Genomic DNA, 19,532 nt, shown 5'->3' on the forward strand with positions numbered 1-19,532 from the left:
TGGTGCGGGCGGCGCAGGCGGAGAATCCGGGCCGGTTTGTGCTGGTCGATGTGGATGCTTCGGGTGGGGTGTTCGGGGATGTCGCGGGTGTGGTGCTGGCCTCGGGTGAGCCGGAGGTTGCGGTGCGTGGGGGTGAGGTGCTGGTCCCGCGTCTGGTGGAGGTACCGGCGAGTGCGGGTGATGGCAAGGGTGAGTTTGTGGGTGATGGTGTGGTGTTGGTGACGGGTGGTGCGGGTGGTTTGGGTGGTTTGGTGGCGCGGCATTTGGTGGAGGTGCATGGGGTGCGGCGTCTGGTGCTGGCGGGGCGTCGGGGGGCGGACGCTCCTGGGGTTGGTGTGCTGGTGGGGGAGTTGGAGGGGTTGGGGGCTGAGGTGTCGGTGGTGGCGTGTGATGTGTCGGACCGCGATGCAGTGGCTGGGCTGGTGAAGGGTGTGGGTGCGGGGTTGGTGGGTGTGGTGCATGCGGCTGGTGCGGGTGATAACGGGTTGGTTGGGTCGATGGATGGGGCTCGGCTGGATCGGGTGTTGGGTGCGAAGGCTGATGGGGCCTGGTATTTGCACGAGCTGACGCGGGATCTCGGGTTGGCGTTCTTCGTGATGTTCTCGTCGGCGGGTGGTTCTGTGCTGGCGGCGGGGCAGGCGAATTACGCGGCGGCGAACGTGTTCCTGGACGCGCTCGCGGCACACCGCCACGCGGAAGGGCTGCCGGCGACGTCACTCGCCTACGGGCTCTGGGACGTCGCCACCGGCCTGACCGAGGCCATCGACGACGACGCCCGTCTCATGGCGGCACGCGGCCTGCCCGCCCTCGCCCCGGCCGACGCACTCCGCCTGTTCGACGCCGGCCTGCGCTCCGGCCGGGCGGCACTGGTACCGCTCGCCGTCGACGTACCGACCCTGAAGGCGCACCCCGGCGCAGTGCACGCCCTCCTGCGGGACATGGTCCCCGCCGAGGCCGCACCCGTGGTCCGTACCCGCACGAAGGGCGCCGGCCCCGCCGCGCTGATCGCCCGTCTCACCGGGCTGGGCACCGAGGACCGCGAACGGGCCCTGCTGGACCTGGTACGCGGTCACGCCGCCGCCGTTCTGGGGCACTCGGGCGCCGAAGCGGTCCCCGCCGAACGCGGCTTCCTCGACAGCGGGTTCGACTCGCTGACGGCCCTGGAACTCAGGAACCGGCTGGGCGAGGTGACCGGCTGCCGGCTGGCGCCGACGCTGATCTTCGACTACCCCTCGGCCGCCGAGCTCGCCACGCACCTGCGGCACACGCTCTTCGGCGAGGACACCCCCGCCGATGACCTCAGCGCGGCCACCGCGGACGAGCTGTTCGACCTGCTCGACGGCGACATGTTCGGCAGCGAGGCGTAGGACAACCTCCCGGCAGGTCTTGCGGGTCATGGCACGAGGGGTTCATATGAGCACCGACCGGAGACGAGGAGCGAGTGTGCTGAACCGGATAGTCGTCGTGGGCGCGGCGGCCGCAGGACTGACCGCGGTGGAGACGCTGCGTGCCAAGGGCTACGAGGGCGGGCTGACGCTCGTCGGCGACGAGGTCCATCCGCCCTACGACCGGCCGCCCCTCTCCAAGGACTTGCTGAGCGAGGGGTGGGAACCCCCGAGCACCTGGCTGCGCAAGGAGGACGCGCTCGCCGCCGTCGACGCCGACCTGCGCCTCGGCTGCCGGGCCACCGGCCTCGACCCGGCGGCCGGGACCGTCACCCTCGACACCGGTGAACGGCTGCCCTACGACGCGGCGATCATCGCGACCGGCCTCCGGCCGCGCACACTGCCGTACGGGAACGGCCTGCGGGGCGTCCACGTCCTGCGTTCGCTGGACGACGCCGTCCGGCTGCGCGAGGCGCTCGCGGCGGGCCCCAGGGTGGCCGTGATCGGGGCGGGATTCCTCGGCGCGGAGATCGCCGCCACGGCGCGCGGGGCCGGGCTCGACGTGACGCTGATCGACACGAACGCGCAGCCTCTTGAGCGCCAGGTCGGTGCCGGGATCGGTGAGCTCGTGGCCGGTATGCACCGCGAGCACGGGGTGCGGCTCGTGCTCGGCGCCGATGTCGTGGGGATGGCCCAGGACGGCGGCAGCGTGCGCGGGGTCCGGCTGGCGGACGGCACCACCGTCGACGCCGACCTGGTCGTCGTCGCGATCGGCTCTGTGCCCGCCGTGGACTGGCTCGCCGGTTCCGGACTGGCCCTGGGGGACGGGGTCCTGTGCGATTCCCAGTGCCGGGCCGCCCCCGGGGTGTGGGCGGCGGGAGACGTCGCCAACTGGCCCCACCCGATGGTGGCCGGGGCCCGGGTCAGGCTCGAACAGCGGACCAACGCCGCCCAGCAGGCCATGGCGGTCGTCTCCAACCTGCTGGCCGGCGACGCGGGCGGGCAGCCGTACGCCCCCGTGCCCTTCGGCTGGACCCATCAGTTCGGGGAGAAGCTCCAGACGATCGGCTGGTGCCCCCCTGACGCACGGACGGAGATCATCAGCGGGTCCACCGCGGACCGGGAGTTCGTCGCCGCGTACCACCGCGACGGAATCCTCGTCGGCGCGCTGGGCTGGAACAGCGCGCGCGGCCTGCGGCAGTGCCGGCTCCTGCTCGGCCGGCCGTCGACGGAGCTGACCGCCACGGTGCCGGCACCGGCCCCCGCACCGACGTCCGTCTGACGGCGAACCAACCGATTCAGGGGGCGGCGCGCGAGCCCGACCCTTCCTTCACTTTCACCGAGAGCGGTGTCGTACCGTCTCCCCACCTCGGTGTCACACCGGCTCCGCGTACCGCGGACCCGAGGCGTATACGATGCTCTATGCGTGCGTGATACGCATGGGAAGGTTTCCGATGAAGGCAGGCACGAGATGACTACTGGCGAGGGAAAGAGCACGGAAGGCGTCGGCCTGCCGAACAGCATCGCGGTGCTCTGGGAACTGCGGAACAGGGAACAGCGCACCGCGCGCACCGGCCTGAGCGTCGAGCGCATCGTGACGGCCGCGATCGAGTCGGCGGACGCCGACGGCCTGGCCGGGCTGTCCATGTCCCGGGTCGCCAAGAGCCTCGACTTCGGCACCATGTCGCTGTACCGCCACGTGTCGAGCAAGGACGAACTGCGGCAGCTGATGCTGGACATGGCCTACGGCACCCCGCCCCGTATCGAAACGGCGGCGGGGGACTGGCGGGACGGTCTGGAGCAGTGGGCCCGCGCCTTCCAGGAGGTCTTCCACCGGCACCCGTGGATGCTCCAGATCTCGGTCAGCGGACCGCCCCTGGAACCGGGGCAGCTCAGCTGGCTGGAGTGCGGCCTGCGCACCCTGGGCGGCACCGCGCTGCGGCCGGACGAGAAGCTCTCCGTGATGATGCTGATGATCGGCTACGTGCGCAACAACGTGCAGATGTCGCTCGGCGTCGTCACCGAGGGCATCAGCGAGGAAGATCTGATGGCCAACTACGGCCGCGCGCTGGCCAAGTACGCCGACTCCGCGTCGTTCCCCGCCCTCGCCGAACTGCTGGAGGCCGGGGCGTTCGACGAGCCCGAGGACGACTTCACCTTCGGGCTCCAGCGGGTCCTGGACGGGGTCGAGGTGCTGGTCCGTATCCGCAACGGCGAGAAGCCGCTCACCTGACGGTCCCGCCGGCCGGTCCCGCCGCGGGACCGGCCGGTGCGACCGCGTCAGCGGCCTGCCGTACGGCATGCGGAAGGGGGCTGGTTCCCCACCCGACCGGGTGGGGAACCAGCCCCCTTCCGCTTCCTCGGCTCCGGCGCCTCAGCTCGCGGCGGGCTCCATGCGTCCCGCGGCGGGGACGGTCGCCGGTGCGTCCAGGTCGTACGGGTCGATCGGCTCGCCCGTCTCGATCGGCACCTTGCGCAGGAGTACGGCGACGATCAGGGCCACCACGACCATGGCGGCGGCCCCGGAGAGCGCGGCCACCTGGAGGCCGTGGGTGAAGGCCTCGCGGCTGGTGGCGAGCAGTTCGGAACCGATCGCGGCCGGCTGCTGGGCCGCGACGGTGGCGGCACCGCCGATGGTGTTGCGTGCCGCGCCCAGCGCCTCGCCGCCGAGACCGGTCGGGTTCACCGCGTTCATGTCGTGGCGGTAGATGGCGGAGCCGATGCTGCCGATGACCGCGAAGCCGAACGCGCTGCCGAACTCGGTGAACGTCTCCGAGGTGGCCGTGGAAGAGCCGGCGTGCTCCTTCGGCGCGGAGGTGACGACGATCTCCGCCGTGAGCGTCTTCGAGGCCGTCATGCCGGCCGCCATCAGCCCCACGCCCACCAGCAGGACGGCGACGTTCGACTCCACCGTGAGGCGGCTCAGTACGCCGAAGCCGACGGCCATCACCAGTATGCCGCTGGAGACCAGGTACACCGGCTTGACCTTGCGGGACAGGGCCGACACGAGGCCGACCGCGATCCCGATCGCCGGCATCACGGCCATGGACCACAGGGCCGCCCGGAAGGGTGTCATGCCCAGCACCATCTGGAGGAACTGGTTGGTGAGGATGCTGACGCCCATGAACGAGAACATCACCATCAGGTTGGTGATGATCGCGCCGGTGAAGCCGCCGTAGCGGAACAGCGAGATGTCGATGAGCGGGTGCGACGTCATGCGCTGGCGCTGCACGAAGGCGATGAGCAGGACGAGGCCGACGCCGGCCCAGATCGCGGGATCGCGGGACCAGCCGTCGACGGCCAGCTCCTTGAGGCCGTAGATGAACGGCATGATGCCCGCGACGGAGAGGAACGCGCCGAGCACGTCCAGCTTGCCGCGCGAGGAGTCGCGCCGCTCCGGCAGCAGGATCGGGGCCAGGATCAGCACCAGCACCATCACCGGGGTGTTGATCATGAAGACCGAGCCCCACCAGAAGTTGTTCAGCAGCAGGCCGCCCACGACCGGGCCGATGGCCGCACCGGTGGCGAGGGTGCCGCTCCAGGCGGCGATGGCCGACTTGCGCTGCTTTGAATCGTGGAACATGTTGCGGATCAGGGCCAGGGAGGTGGGCGTCAGCGTCGCGGCGCCGAGCCCGAGCAGGGCGCGCGAGCCGATGAGCATCTCGGGGCTGTCGGCCGTCGCGGCGAGCGCGGACGCGACACCGAAGACCAGGGCGCCGATGATGAGGAGCTTCCGCCGTCCGAAGCGGTCACCCACCCAGCCCATCGTGATGAGCGCACCGGCCAGCACGAAGCTGTAGATGTCCATGATCCACAGCAGCTGGGTGGCGCTCGGCTTCAGCGACTCGCTGATGGGCGTGATCGCGAAGCCGAGTACCGAGATGTCAATGGCGATCAGCAGGGTGACCAGGACGATCACCACGAGGCCGAGCCATTCCTTGAGCCCCGCCCGGGGCTTGATTTCTGTCATGGCAAACGTCCATGCCTTCCTGCGTCATGACCCTGAGTACGTAACACGCTGAGCGTATCAGGTACGCGTCAGCGTGTCGCGTACCCATCGGTGGCGGGCCGAGGCTCCCGAGCCCCGCCCCGCAGCGGTCTCAGTGCGTTCGGGCGAGCAGTTCCTGCGCCCGGCGCAGCAGCGCCCGGCGGTCGATCTTCCGGTTGGTGTTGAGCGGAAATTCCGCGATGTGGAAGAAGTGCTGGGGGAGGACGGCCCGGGGGAGCGTGCGGTTCAGCTCGCGGGCCAGGACGACGGGCGGCACGCGCTCCCCGGTGTGGAAAGCGGCCAGCGTGATGCCCTGCTCGGAGGGCATCGCCACCGCGACACCGTCCTCCACCCCCGGGCACCGGCGCAGCGCCTCGTCGATCTCCGCCAGCTCGACCCGTACGCCACGCACCTGAACCTGCTGGTCCAGCCGGCCGAGGTAGAGCAACTGCCCGTCCTCGCCCAGCCGGATCCGGTCGCCCGTCCGGTAGTAGCGCACCTCTTCCCGGTCGAGGAACCGGCCCGCGTCATCGGCCGGGTCCAGGTACCCGGCGGTGAGCTGGGGTCCGGCGACACACAACTCGCCCTCCGCCGCGTCCGGTTCGCCATCGGCGCCGAGCAGCATCCACGCGTGCCCCGCGTGGACCGGCCCGATCGGGACGACCCCGGCGACCGCGATCCGCGGCGACGTCTCACGCGACCAGCGGTGCCGGGTGATGGTGATGGTCAGCTCGGTGGGTCCGTAGAGGTTCTCGACGGCGGAGCCCGGCGCCGCGTGCTGCCAGTCCGTCACGTCCTGGCACGTCACCGCCTCGCCCGCGAAGAAACTCCAGCGCAGCGAGGGCAGCGCGCCTTCGGTGAGCTGGCCGGTGCGCCGGATCAGGCTGATCACGCTGGGGGTGGAGAACCAGACGGTGATGCCCTGTTCGGCGACGAATCCGGGGAGGTTCCGGTAGGCGCCCGGCGGAACGGGCACCAGCGCGGCGCCGGCGCCCCACGCGCAGAACAGGTCGAACATCGCGCAGTCGAAGTTCAGATCGAAGTTCTGCGAGAACACGTCGTGAGGGCCGAAGTCGTACCGCGCGTCGAGCAGGCCGAAGTAGTGGGCGCCGTTGGCGTGCGTGACCGGCACCCCCTTGGGCCGGCCCGTGGAACCCGAGGTGAAGAGCACATAGGCGGTGTCACCGGGTGCGACCGGCCTGGGGTGCGCCAGGCGCGCCGCCGGATCCGGGGCGATCCTCCCCTCCGCACCGTCCGCGGCCGCCCCGTCCAGCAGGGCGGGGAGCCCCACGCCCTCCGCGCGCAGCTTCTCCAGCACCGTGGCCGCCTCGGCGTCCACGATCAACGCCTCCACCCCCGCCGCTTCGAGCATCTGGAGGGTACGGAGCACGGGGAAGGAGGGCTGCAACGGAACCATCGGCACCCCGGTGAACAGGCAGGCCAGGATGCCCGTGTACGCGTCGACGCCCTTGCCCGCGAGCACCCCCACCGCGGCCGGCCGCTCCGGCAGCGCGGCCAGCAGCGAGCCCGCCCAGATCAGCGCCCGGTCGTACAGCTCCCGGTACGTCAGCGTGGCATCGCCGACGCGGATCGCCACCCCGTGCGGGGAGCGCGCGAGCCCGCGCAGGAAACGGTCATAGAGGGCGTGGGCCGATGTCTGGTCCATGAGTGTTCCCCGGGTGACGGTGGACGGATGAGGTAGAGCGGTGCTCGATGCCCGCGAGGGCGCGCGACGACCGGCCGGCCGCCGGGACGGACTCGGGCGCACCGGGGCGCGGCGCCGGGCCCGCGATCCGCAGGAGGACCTCGGTGAGGTCGGCCCAGGACCGGCCGGCCGGCGCGTGGTGCAGGACCACCCGGGGATTCCTCGCGAGCCACTCCCGTACGTCACGGGAACGCGCCGCACCCTTCCCGTCCAGGAGCACGTGCAGCCTCGGGTAGGGATGGGCCTGGGTGACCGCGTCCAGGAGATTCAGGAAGGTGGCCGGTGCGGAGGCCCGGTCCGCCCCCGGGCGGGCCCGGTCGAGCAACAGGGGCCTGGGCCGCTCCTCGGGCCGGTGCCCCGTCCGGCCGTCCGCCCGCAGGACCACGGCGTTCCACGGCGACACGCGGCAGACACCGACGACACCGCGATGGGCGCCGGGCGGCAGGGGCGGCTCGGCGGGCAGCTGGAAGGACTCGGGACGGTGCGGCTGCACCCCCCACCTCCGCCACACCCGCGAAACCGTGGAGTGGGCGATCCCCAACTCGCCCGCGAGGAGCCGCGACGACCAGTACGGCGCCCGCAACCGGGCCGGCGGCGTACCGCCGTCGCAGAGCGTGGCGACGAGCACCGCCACCTCGTCCACCGTCGCGGGACGCCCCGGCCGGGGCAGATCGCCCAGGGCCGCGATACCCGACTCGGCATACCGCGAACGCCACTTGAGGACGGTCGGACGGGACACCCGCAGTAGGGCGGCGACCTCCGTGTTCGAGGCACCCCCTGCGGCGAGCAGCACGATCCGCGCCCGCCGCACGAGCCCGGCCGGCGCCGTCGACATACGGGTCAGCGCTTCCAGCCGGGCCCGGTCGCCCTCGTTCAGACGCAGGGCCGGGACGCTACGCATGTCCGGCCCTCAGCGCAGACGTTGCAGTGAGTTCCAGAGAACGTCCGGGTTCTCGAATATCTCCAGGGAGAGGGCCTCGTCGCGGAAATGCACCTCATACGTGGATTCGAGGCCCGCGAGCAGCTCGATCATCCCCAGTGAGTCGAGACCGAAATCGCGCAGTTTCATGTCCCCGGTGATCGGCTCGTCCGGCGGAAGGAAGGACAACTGCTTCCGAAGGAGAATGTCGAACTGTTCATCCCACATGATGACTCCGGTTTCAGGCGCGAAGGGGTGAATGGTTGTTCCGGGCTCGCCGGACCGCACCGGTACCGCGGCACGAATCCGCCTGCGGACAACGGCGGACGGACGGAGACCGAAGGATGGAGACCGAAGGGACCGCCCGAGCGCCGGCCGTGCGGAAACGAATGGACGGGACCGGAACGGAGCCGGGAAAACAGCCGGCCGCCCACATGCCCGGCAAGACGGGGTACCGGCCCCCGACGCTAGCCCCGGCGGGCCCGAACCAGTACCCCTACCCGCCCCTATGAAGGCGCCGCACCGAGGCCGTCCGCGCCGGTGGGCACAGTGCCGCCCGCCCACGGACACACCCTCCGCCGCAGGTGGGAACAGCCGGGCGGCACCCCGTACGAGGCGCCCAGCCCGCCGGGGCCGATCCGCGATCCCCCACGGGCTCTGGGGTCGCCGGGGTGGGGCAGGGGCCGGATTGTGGGGACCCCGGACACGACTAAGGGGTGGGCAAACAGGCCCGCAGAGACGTAATTTTCGAGCGGTCCCACTCTTCTCTTTCTCTGTATTCCGCCAGCTGCGCGGGTCCGCGGTCCGCTGAACGTCATGACACAGGAGGGCATGCTCGGTGAGTAACGAGGAAAAACTTCTCGAGTATCTGCGCCGGGCGACAGCCGACTTGCGGGACATGCGCAAGAGGCTCGCGGCCGCGGAACGCAAGTCCAGTGGCGAGCCGATCGCGATTGTCGGGATGGCGTGCCGTTATCCGGGTGGGGTGGGTTCTCCGGACGAGTTGTGGGATTTGGTGGTGGAGGGCCGGGACGGTGTGTCGGGGTTTCCGGTGGATCGTGGGTGGGATGTGGAGGGGCTTTACGATCCGGAGCCGGGGAAGCCGAATCGTACGGTGACGCGTGAGGGGGGTTTCCTGTATGACGCGGCTGATTTCGATGCCGGGGTGTTCGGGATCTCTCCGCGTGAGGCGTTGGGGATGGATCCGCAGCAGCGGTTGCTGTTGGAGGCGTCCTGGGAGGCGGTGGAGAGTGCGGGGATCGATCCCCTCTCCCTGAAGGGCAGCCGGACCGGCGTCTTCGCCGGCCTGATGTACCACGACTACGCCCTGGGCACCGAGGCCGCCGCGACGACCGGCGGCAGCCTGGTCTCGGGCCGTGTCTCCTACACCCTCGGCCTCGAAGGGCCGTCGGTCACGGTCGACACCGCGTGCTCGTCGTCCCTGGTGGCCCTGCACCTGGGCGCCCAGGCGCTGCGGTCCGACGAGTGCTCGATGGCGCTGGTCGGCGGCGTGACGGTGATGACGACGCCGGACATGTTCCTCTACTTCAGCCACCAGCGGGGCATGGCGAAGGACGGCCGCTGCAAGTCCTTCGCCGCCCACGCGGACGGCACGGGCTGCTCGGAGGGCGTCGGCGTCCTCATGCTGGAACGCCTCTCGGACGCCCAGCGCAACGGACACCCCGTACTCGCCGTGGTCCGCGGAAGCGCCATCAACCAGGACGGCGCCTCCAGCAGCATGACGGCTCCGAACGGTCCGTCACAGCAACGCGTGATCCGCGCCGCCCTGGAAGGCGCGGGGCTGACCACCACGGACGTGGACCTGGTGGAGGCGCACGGCACGGGGACCCGGCTGGGCGACCCGATCGAGGCGCAGGCGCTGCTCGCGACGTACGGGCAGGGGCGGGACGACGGCGATCCGTTGTGGCTGGGCTCGTTGAAGTCGAACCTGGGCCACACCCAGGCAGCTGCCGGTGTGGGTGGTGTGATCAAGGCGGTGCAGGCGATTCGGCATGGTGTGTTGCCGAGGACGTTGCATGCGGATGTGCCGACGCCGCAGGTGGACTGGGCTGCGGGTGCGGTGGAGTTGTTGACGGAGTCGCGCGCGTGGCCGGAGCGGGATCGTCCGAGGCGTGCTGGTGTGTCGTCGTTCGGGCTGAGCGGGACGAACGCGCACGTGATCGTGGAGCAGGCTCCGGCGGAGCTGGAAGAGGAGCCGGTCTCGTCGGTTGTGGTGCCGTTGGTGCCGGTGGTGTTGTCGGCGCGGAGTGAGGCGGGGCTGGCGGGGCAGGCGGCGAAGCTGCTGTCCAGGGTTGCGGGGTCTTCTTCTTCGCTGGTGGATGTGGGTTTCTCGTCGGTGGTGTCGCGTGCGGTGCTGGAGCACCGTGCGGTGGTCGCGGCATCGGACCGTGAGGAGTTGGTGCGGGGTCTGACGGCTCTGGCTGAGGGCGAGGTGTCGGCCTCGGTGGTACGGGGGTCGGTGCGTCCGGCGGGCAGGGTCGCGTTCCTGTTCACGGGTCAGGGTGCGCAGCGGCTGGGGATGGGCCGGGAGCTGTATGAGGCGTTCCCGGTGTTCGCGGAGGCGTTCGACGCGGTGCTGGTGGAGCTGGATGCTCGGTTGGGTCGTTCGTTGCGTGAGGTGGTGTGGGGTGAGGATGCCGGTCTGTTGAACGGGACGATGTTCGCCCAGGCCGGGTTGTTCGCGGTCGAGACGGCGTTGTTCCGGTTGGTGGAGTCGTGGGGGGTGCGTCCGGACTTCTTGGTCGGTCACTCGGTGGGTGAGATCGCGGCGGCGCACGTCTCGGGTGTGTTGTCGCTGGGTGATGCGGCTGAGCTGGTGGTGGCGCGTGGTCGGTTGATGCAGGCGTTGCCGGCTGGTGGGTCGATGGTGGCGGTGGAGGCGACGGAGGCTGAGGTGCTTCCGCTGCTCAGTGACGAGGTGGGGATCGCGGCGGTCAATGGTCCGCGTTCGGTGGTGGTTTCGGGTGTGGAGGGTGCGGTTGCTGATCTGGCGGGGAAGTTCGCCGGTCAGGGCCGCAGGACGAGTGTGCTGCGGGTGTCGCATGCGTTCCATTCGCCCTTGATGGAGCCGATGCTGGCCGCGTTCGGGGCGGTGGCGGCCGGCCTGTCGTTCGGCGCCGCGTCGATCCCCGTCGTGTCGGGTGTGTCCGGGGATCTGGGCGAGGGCTGGGGTTCGGCGGAGTACTGGGTGCGGCATGTGCGGGAGGCGGTGCGGTTCGCGGACGCCGTGTCGTTCGTCGCTGCTGAGGGCGTCACGTCCTACATCGAGCTGGGTCCGGACGGTGTGCTGAGCGGGATGGCGCAGCAGTCGGTGGATGCGGAGTCGGCTCTCTTCGTTTCGTTGGTGCGTAAGGGCCGTCCCGAGGTGGCTGCGGCTGTCGGGGCCCTGAGCCAGTTGCATGTGGCCGGTGTGTCCGTGGACTGGTCCCGGTACTTCGAGGGTTCGGGTGCGCGTCGTGTCGATCTGCCGACGTACGCGTTCCAGCGCGAGCGGTACTGGATGGAAGCGGAACTCGGCGGCAACGACCCCGGCTCGTTCGGCCTGGGCACGACCGACCACCCACTCCTCGGCGCGGCCGTCACTCTTCCCGGCACGGACGGGCCCGTACTGACAGGACGGCTCTCCCTCGACAGCCAGCCGTGGCTTGCCGACCACCGCATGGGCACGTCCGTCCTGTTCCCCGGCGCGGGCCTGGTCGAACTGGCACTCTGCGCCGGCGCGCAGGTCGGCTGTGACGTGCTCGACGAGCTGACCCTCCAGGCGCCCCTGATACTGCCGCCCCGCGGCGGCGTCCAGGTCCGGGTCAGGGTAGGGGCCGACGACGGCACCGGCGCCCGGACCGTCACCGTGCACGCGCGGGACGAGGACGACGAAGCGGGCGACACACCGTGGACCCTGCACGCCGACGGTGTACTGCTCCCGGACGCGTCGGCCCCCGCATTCGACGCCACCAGCTGGCCCCCGGAGGGCGCGTCCCCGGTGGAACTGGGCGATGTGTACGCCGAGTTGTCGGCACAGGGCTACGCCTACGGGCCCGCGTTCCAGGGGCTCGACGCGGCCTGGCGGCGCGACGGCGAGATCTTCGCCGAGGTGGCCCTGCCGGACGGGGCGGCCGCCGACGCCGCGCGGTACGGTCTGCACCCCGCCCTGCTCGACGCCGCGCTGCACGCCTCGCTCCTCGACGGGGCCGACGCGGTGCCCGGCGACGAGGGAACGGCGCGGCTTCCCTTCGCGTGGAGCGGCGTTCGGCTGCACGCCACGGGCGCGGCCCGGCTCCGCGTGAGGATCGCACCGTCAGGTCCCGACAGCATCACCGTGGACGGCGCGGACACGGACGGGCACCCCGTGTTCACCGTGGGCGCCCTCGTCACCCGGCCGGTGGCTGTTGCGGCGACGGCGGGCCCGGCGCAGCGCGGTTCCCTGCACTCCGTGCGATGGACGCCGCTCACGCAGGCTCCCGCCCCTGTCGCACCCGTCCCCTCCGCCGTGAACTGGGACGACCGGGACCACGGCTCCCTGCCCGAGGCAGCCGTCCTGGTCTGGGAATGCCCGCCGCCCGTCGATGACGTGGTGGCCGGCGCCCACGAACTGACCGCCCGCGCCCTCGGAGTCGTACAGGAGTGGCTGACGGACGAGCGGTTCGCGGCCGGCAGGCTGCTCGTGGTCACCCGTGGAGCGGTCGCCCTGCCGGGCGAGACGCTCACGCATCCGGCGGCGGCGGCCGTCGCCGGTCTGGTGCGGTCCGCGCAGACGGAGAACCCCGGGCGCATCCTGCTCACCGACATCGACATCAAAACGGACACGGGCGTACCTCTGGACGTTGCCGCGGTCGCCGCCTCCGGCGAACCCGAGGTCGCGGTCCGGGAGAGCGGCATGTGGGCGCCCCGGCTGGTCCGTGCGGACCGCCCCCTCGCGGCCGATGCCCCGTCGCGCTCCCCGTTCGGCGGCGACGGCACGACCGTGCTGGTCACCGGCGGTACGGGCACCCTGGGCGCCCTCGTCGCACGCCACCTCGTCACCGCGCACGGCGTCCGGCGGCTGGTGCTCACCGGCCGCCGCGGGCCCGACGCGCCGGGAGCCGCCGAGCTGCGCTCCGAGCTGGCGGGCCTCGGCGCCGAGGTCACCGTCGCCGCGTGCGACCTCGCCGACCGGGAGGACGTCCGGGCCCTGCTGAGCGCGCATCCGCCGACCGCCGTCGTCCACTGCGCGGGGGTGCTGGACGACGCCACCCTCGGCTCGCTCACCGCCGACCGGCTGGCCCGCGTACTGAGGCCGAAGATCGACGCGGCCTGGAACCTCCACGAACTGACGGCCCCTCTGGACCTGTCCGCGTTCGTCCTCTTCTCGTCCGTGGCAGGGGTCCTCGGCAACCCGGGGCAGGCCAACTACGCGGCCGGCAACGCCTTCCTGGACGCCCTTGCCGTCCTGCGGCAGGGGCTCGGCCTGTCCGGGCAGTCGCTCGCATGGGGTCTGTGGGCCGACGGCGACGGCATGGCGAGCGCGCTGGACGCCACCGATCTGCGGCGCATGAGCCGCTCCGGCGTGGAACCCCTCGCCCCGGCCCACGCCCTGGCCCTGCTGGACGAGGCCGGGCAGTCGGACGAGGCACTGCTCGTCCCGGTCCGGCTCGACCTCAGGACCCTGCGCGCGGCCGAACCGCCTTCGCCGATCCTGTCCGGCCTGGTGCGCCGAAAGGCGCGCGCGGCCTCCGGCGCACCCGTCCGGCAGCCCCGGTCCGGCCTCGCCGCCCTGGCGCCGAAGGAGCGGTCGCGGGCCCTGCTCGACCTCGTACGGGACCGGGTGGCCTCCGTCCTCGGTCACGGGTCGGCGGTCGACGTGGAACCCGACCGGGCCTTCACCGAGATCGGGTTCGACTCCCTGACCGCGATGGAACTGCGCAACCTGCTGGCCTCCGCGACCGGGCTGCGGCTTCCGGCCACCCTGGTCTTCGACCATCCCAACGCCCGCGCGGTCGCCGCCCAGTTGGACACCCTGCTCGCCGGTGACACCAGCGCCGCGGCCACCGGAGCCGCTGTCGCGGCGTCCTCCGCCGACGACGATCCCATCGTCATCGTCTCCATGGCCTGCCGCTATCCCGGCGGGGTGCGCTCGCCCGAGGATCTGTGGCGGCTCGTCGACGACGGTGTCGACGCCATCACCGAGTTCCCGCGCAACCGGGGCTGGGACCTGGACCGGCTCTACGACCCCGAGTCCACTCGCCCCGGCACCTGCTACGTACGCCACGGTGGATTCCTGCACGACGCCGCCGACTTCGACCCCGGCTTCTTCGGGATCAGCCCGAACGACGCGCTGACCACTGATCCGCAGCACCGGCTGCTGCTGGAGGTGGCGTGGGAGGCGATGGAGCGGGCGACGATCGATCCGCTGTCGCTCAAGGGCACCACGACCGGCGTCTTCACCGGCACGATGTACCACGACTACGCGGGCAACAGCGCCGCCGGATCGCTGGGCCCCGGCCGGGTCTCGTACACCTTCGGTCTCGAAGGGCCCTCGATGGCCGTCGACACCGCGTGCTCGTCGTCCCTGGTCGCCCTGCACCTGGCCGCCCAGGCCGTGCGGTCGGGCGAATGCGGGCTGGCCCTGGTCGGGGGTGTGACCGTCATGTCGACCCCCGAGACGTTCATCGAGTTCGCCCGGCAGCGCGGGCTGTCCCGCGACGGCCGGTGCCGCTCGTTCTCGTCCGCCGCCGACGGAGCCGCCTGGTCCGAGGGCGCGGGCATGCTCGTCATCGAACGGCTCTCCGACGCCCGCCGCAACGGGCATCCGGTGCTGGCCGTCCTGCGCGGCAGCGCCGTCAACCAGGACGGTGCCAGCAACGGACTCATGGCCCCCAACGGCCCGTCCCAGCAGCGCGTCATCCGGCAGGCCCTCGCGAACGCGGGACTCGGGACCGCCGATGTGGACGCCGTCGAGGCCCACGGCACCGGGACCACCCTGGGCGACCCCATCGAGGCGCAGGCCCTGCTCGCCACCTACGGCCAGGACCGGGTCGAGGGCAGGCCGCTCTACCTGGGCTCGATCAAGTCGAACATCGGGCACGCCCAGGCCGCCGCCGGCATCGCCGGGGTGATCAAGATGGTCGAGGCGATGCGGCACGGCGTCCTGCCGAGCTCGCTCCACCTGGACGAGCCCTCGACCCGGGTCGACTGGGAGACGGGGGACGTCACCCTGCTGACGACGCCGCGCCCGTGGCCCGAACTGGACCGGCCGCGCCGCGCCGGGATCTCGTCGTTCGGTATCAGCGGCACCAACGCCCACGTCATCATCGAAGCACCCGAGGCCGCTCCCAGCGTCGCTGACACCACCACCACCGCTACCGCCGCCACCACCGTGCCGTGGCTGCTGTCGGCCCGCGGACCCGAGGGCGTGGCCCGCCAGGCCGGGCGGCTGCTGGCCCATCTGGAGTCCACGCCGGGCGCGAGCACCCTCGACGTGGCCCACTCCCTGGCCACCACCCGCACCTCCCTGGACCAGCGCGCCGCCCTCCTCGTCACCGACCGGGCCCAGGCCCTGCGTGACCTGGCCGTACTCGCGGACGGCGGCTCCACCGCCTCGCTCGTGGTCGCGGAGGACACCGGCCGCCCCGCCGGCGGACCGACCGCCTTCCTCTTCTCCGGCCAGGGCGCCCAGCGCCTCGGCATGGGCGAGCGGCTCCACCGCACCCACCCCGTCTTCGCGCAGGCCTTCGACGCGGCCGTCGCCGCGCTCGACCGCCACCTCGACCGGCCGCTCGCCGCCGTCATCCGCGAGGACGAAGCCGCGCTGAACCGCACCGGGTACACGCAGGCCGCGCTGTTCGCCTTCGAGGTGGCCCAGTTCCGGCTGCTGGAGTCCTGGGGCGTCCACCCGGACTTCCTCGCCGGCCACTCCATCGGGGAACTGGTCGCCGCCCATGTCTGCGGGGCCCTGTCGCTCCCGGACGCCGCCCGGCTGGTCGCCGCGCGCGGCCTGCTGATGCAGGCGCTGCCGGAGGGCGGGGCGATGGCCGCGCTGCGGGCGAGCGAGGACGAGGTGGCACCGCTCCTCACCGGCGACGCCGCCGTCGCCGCCGTCAACGGCCCCGAATCCGTCGTCGTGTCGGGCACCGCGGCCGCCGTACGGGCCGTGACGGACCACTTCGCCGCACTCGGCCGCTCGGCCAAGCCACTGAAGGTGTCGCACGCCTTCCACTCGCCGCTGATGGAACCCATGCTGGCCGACTTCGCCCGCGCGGCCGCCGGGATCACGGTGGCAGAGCCGTCCGTCCCGCTCGTCTCCACCCTCACCGGCAGGGCCGTGACGGCCGCCGACCTCGCCGACCCCGCCCACTGGGTCAGGCACGTACGGGAAGCCGTACGGTTCGCCGACGCCGTCCGCACCCTGGACGAGGCGGGTGTCACCACCTACCTGGAGATCGGCCCGGACGCGGCGCTGTCCGCCCTCGGCCCCGCCTGCCTGCCCGGGACGACCGCCGCCGCGTTCCTCCCGCTCTCCCGCCGCGACCGCGACGAGGCGACGGAACTGGTGGCAGCCCTCGCGCACGCCCACGTCCGTCATGTCCCGGTGGCCTGGGCGGAGTTCTTCGCCGGAAGCGGGGCGAGCCGCGTCGAGCTGCCGACGTACGCCTTCCGCCGTGAGCCGTTCTGGGCACTGCCCGAACGCACCGGCGGCGACCTCACCGCCGCCGGGCTCGGCGCGACGGAACACCCGCTGCTCGGCGCGTTCGTCGCCCTCCCCGACGGCGGCGCCCTCCTGACTGGCCGGCTGAACCGTGCCGAACTGCCCTGGCTCGACGACCACGATCTGCTGGGGACCCCCGTCCTGCCCGCCGCCGCCCTCGCCGACCTCGCCCTGAGCGCCGGAACGGAGACCGGCTGCCCCCGGCTGGACGAGCTGACCGTGACGGCGCAACTGCCGCTGCCGGCCGGTCCCGGCGCCGCACTGCGGGTCACCGTCGGAGCAGCCGCGGACGACGGTCGCCGTACGGTCGACATCCACTCCAGGGCCCAGGGCGCGGGGCCGGAGGACGACGACGCGGCCTGGATCCGGCACGCCCGCGGCATCCTCGCCCCGCCCGCCGCCGACCCGGCCGCGGGAACGACCGCCGACCCGGCCGTCTGGCCGCCGCCCGGGGCCGCCCCGGTGGATCCGGGCGCCCTCTACGACCGGCTGTTCGCCGCAGGCCACGGTCACGGCGAGGCCTTCCGCACCCTCAGCGCCGCCTGGCGGCGCGGGGACGAACTCTTCGCCGACGCCGTGCTCGACGAGAACACCGCCCGCGAGCAGTGCGCGCTGCACCCGGCCCTGCTCGACGCCGCCGTCCAGCTGGCCCGCTTCGGGGCCCTGCCCGACGCAACGGACCCGGCCGGCGACGCGCCACTGAGCCCCGCGACCTGGACGGGCGTCCAAGTGCACCGCGCCGGCGCCACCGCACTGCGGATACGGGTCAGGCCGACCGGCCCGGACCGTGCGGCGTTCGACATCGCGGACGGCGAGGGGCGGCCCGTACTGACGGCCACCGACGTCACCTGGAAGCCCGTCACCCCGGCCGAACTGACCACCGGCGCACCCGTGGGGGCGCTCTACCGGCTGGAGTGGGCGCCCGCCCCCGTCGACATCGCCGACCTCGGATCCAGGACCGCCGTGCTCGCCGCCGTCGGACCCCTCGACGACCCGCGCACCGGGCTCCCCTTCCCGGCCTTCGACCCGCGCGACCCCGGGGACGGGCCCGCCCCCGACTTCGTCCTGCTGCCCCTGTCCCTGCCGCTTTCCGCAGACGGCGGTGGGGTGCCGGAGGCCGTACGCGCCCACAGCGCCGAAGTCCTCGCTCACATGCGGGAGTTCCTCCGCCACGCACCGGACGGGGGAGTGACCCGGCTCGTCGTCGTCACCCGGCACGCCGTCGAGGCGGGGGACGCGGCACCGGACGTCCGGCACGCGGCCGTGTGGGGTCTCGTCCGGGCGGCACAGAGCGAGCACCCCGGACGGTTCGTCCTCGCCGACGTGGACGGGCTGGACGCCTCGGCGACCGCGCTGCCGGACGCGCTGGCCACCGGCGCCGACGAACTCGCCGTCCGGGGCGGCACCGTACTCGTCCCGCAACTCGTCCCGGCGCCGCCGGCCGGCGACGCGAGCACCCTCCCGCCCGGCGGCACGGTCCTCGTCACCGGCGGGGTCTCCGCGACGGGCGCGGCGCTGGTCCGCCACCTCGTCACCACGCACGGCGCCGGCCGTGTGGTCGTCGCCCGCGGTGCCGGCGCACCGGGGGAGACGGACGCGCTCACGGACGGCACCGGTGCCGAACTCGTCGTCAGCGACTGCGACCCCGCCGACCGCGACGCGCTCGCCGCCCTGCTGGCCGGTCTCCCCGACGGCCGGCCGCTCACCGCGGTCGTCCACACGGGCGCCGCCGGGGAGAGCGCACCGATCGGCGCACGCACCCCGCACCTCCTCGACGAGGCACTGCGCGACCACGCCGACACCGCCTGGAACGTGCACGAACTCACGGCCGGCCACGACCTGTCGGCCTTCGTCCTGCTCACCTCGACCCACGGCCTCGTCCACGGAGCCGGGGCGGCCCACCACGCCGCCGCGCACACCTTCCTCGACGCCCTCGCCCGCCACCGGCACACCCTCGGCCTCCCCGCCACGGCCGTCGCACTCGCCCCGGGGGACGCCACCGGCGGCCCCGCGGACGAGCACGGCGCACGGGAGTCCGGCACCGGGCTCCTGCCGCTGAGCGCCGAGCGCACCACCGCGCTCCTCGACGAGGCGCTGCGCACCCGTACCGCGTCCCTGCTCGCCCTCCACCCCGACCAGGGCGCCCTGCGCGCACCGGCGGGCCACCTGCCACCCGTGCTCGGCACCCTGGTCCGCACCCCCGGCCGCCCCGCGACCCGTCCGGGCTCCGGCCTCTCCGCCGCCGCCGACCTGCACCGACGCCTCGCCGGACGGGGCGAGGACGAACGGGGCCGCATCCTGCTGGAACTGGTCCGCTCGCACGTCGCGACCCTGCTCGGCCACCCCACCTCCGAAGCGGTCGGCGCCGACCGGGCCTTCCAGGACCTCGGCTTCGACTCACTGGCCGCCGTCGAACTGCGCCGCCGGCTCGGCAGCGCCACCGGCCTCGGCCTCCCCGCCAGCCTCGTCTTCGACCACCCGGACTCCCGGGCCGTCGCCGCCCACCTCGCCGGACTGATCGGCGACGGATCCGACGAACAGGACGAGGCGAAGACCCTGTTGGGGATGGTCGACCAGCTCGACGCGCTCCTCACCGCCGCACACCCCGACGCCGGGGACCGCCCGCGCATCGCCTCCCGGCTCGAAGCGCTGCTGCGCCACTGGCAGGACACCCACGGCGACGACAGCATCCGCACCGGGCACCAGGACGACGACGCACTCGACTCGGTCACCGACGACGAGCTGTTCGACGTGCTGGACCAGGAGATCGGACTCCTCTAGTACGCCCACCGAGGGGCTCTCGCCCCGTCGCACACACCGCCGGTCACGGCACC

General features: G+C 72.7%; 9 protein-coding genes. 4 read left to right on the forward strand and 5 right to left on the reverse strand.

What is annotated here, in order from left to right:
* Positions 1–263: hypothetical protein (locus tag ACIQM0_RS38325; RefSeq protein WP_401295656.1), on the reverse strand; the 263-nt coding region annotated here is incomplete at its 3' end.
* Positions 264–266: 3 nt separating this feature from the next.
* Between ACIQM0_RS38325 and ACIQM0_RS38330 the strand changes: the two genes are divergently transcribed.
* The 3 genes from ACIQM0_RS38330 (at position 267) to ACIQM0_RS38340 (ending at position 3,618) form a co-directional block, all read left to right on the forward strand.
* Complete coding sequence (locus ACIQM0_RS38330) at positions 267–1,367, forward strand: beta-ketoacyl reductase (protein ID WP_401295654.1); 1,101 nt, start codon at positions 267–269, stop codon at positions 1,365–1,367.
* Between the two features lie 76 nt (positions 1,368–1,443).
* The gene (locus tag ACIQM0_RS38335; protein ID WP_401295637.1) at positions 1,444–2,667 is read left to right on the forward strand and encodes an NAD(P)/FAD-dependent oxidoreductase; all 1,224 of its coding nucleotides are present in this window, start codon (positions 1,444–1,446) and stop codon (positions 2,665–2,667) included.
* A 189-nt stretch (positions 2,668–2,856) separates the two neighbouring features.
* Complete coding sequence (locus tag ACIQM0_RS38340; RefSeq protein ID WP_401295639.1) at positions 2,857–3,618, forward strand: TetR/AcrR family transcriptional regulator; 762 nt, start codon at positions 2,857–2,859, stop codon at positions 3,616–3,618.
* Between the two features lie 141 nt (positions 3,619–3,759).
* On the opposite strand, the gene ACIQM0_RS38345 is transcribed toward ACIQM0_RS38340, so the two are convergent.
* From ACIQM0_RS38345 to ACIQM0_RS38360, 4 genes are all read right to left on the reverse strand, one after another.
* Complete coding sequence (locus tag ACIQM0_RS38345) at positions 3,760–5,355, reverse strand: MFS transporter (protein ID WP_401295641.1); 1,596 nt, start codon at positions 5,353–5,355, stop codon at positions 3,760–3,762.
* A gap of 130 nt (positions 5,356–5,485) precedes the next feature.
* A complete protein-coding gene (locus tag ACIQM0_RS38350) occupies positions 5,486–7,039 on the reverse strand; it encodes an AMP-binding protein (protein ID WP_401295643.1) in 1,554 nt (517 codons plus the stop codon).
* Positions 7,008–7,979, reverse strand: coding sequence for a helix-turn-helix domain-containing protein (locus ACIQM0_RS38355; protein ID WP_401295645.1), 972 nt, complete (start codon positions 7,977–7,979; stop codon positions 7,008–7,010). Before ACIQM0_RS38355 ends, ACIQM0_RS38350 begins: the two co-directional genes overlap by 32 nt.
* Before the next feature lie 9 nt (positions 7,980–7,988).
* A complete protein-coding gene (locus ACIQM0_RS38360) occupies positions 7,989–8,225 on the reverse strand; it encodes an acyl carrier protein (protein WP_385036440.1) in 237 nt (78 codons plus the stop codon).
* Positions 8,226–8,835: 610 nt separating this feature from the next.
* Here ACIQM0_RS38360 and ACIQM0_RS38365 point away from each other — a divergent pair.
* Positions 8,836–19,479: an SDR family NAD(P)-dependent oxidoreductase gene (locus ACIQM0_RS38365; RefSeq protein ID WP_401295647.1), complete on the forward strand. Its 10,644-nt coding sequence runs from the start codon at positions 8,836–8,838 to the stop codon at positions 19,477–19,479.
* Positions 19,480–19,532: the final 53 nt, after the last annotated feature.

Origin of the sequence: Streptomyces sp. NPDC091387 (assembly GCF_044756945.1) — a bacterium.
Classification (GTDB): domain Bacteria; phylum Actinomycetota; class Actinomycetes; order Streptomycetales; family Streptomycetaceae; genus Streptomyces.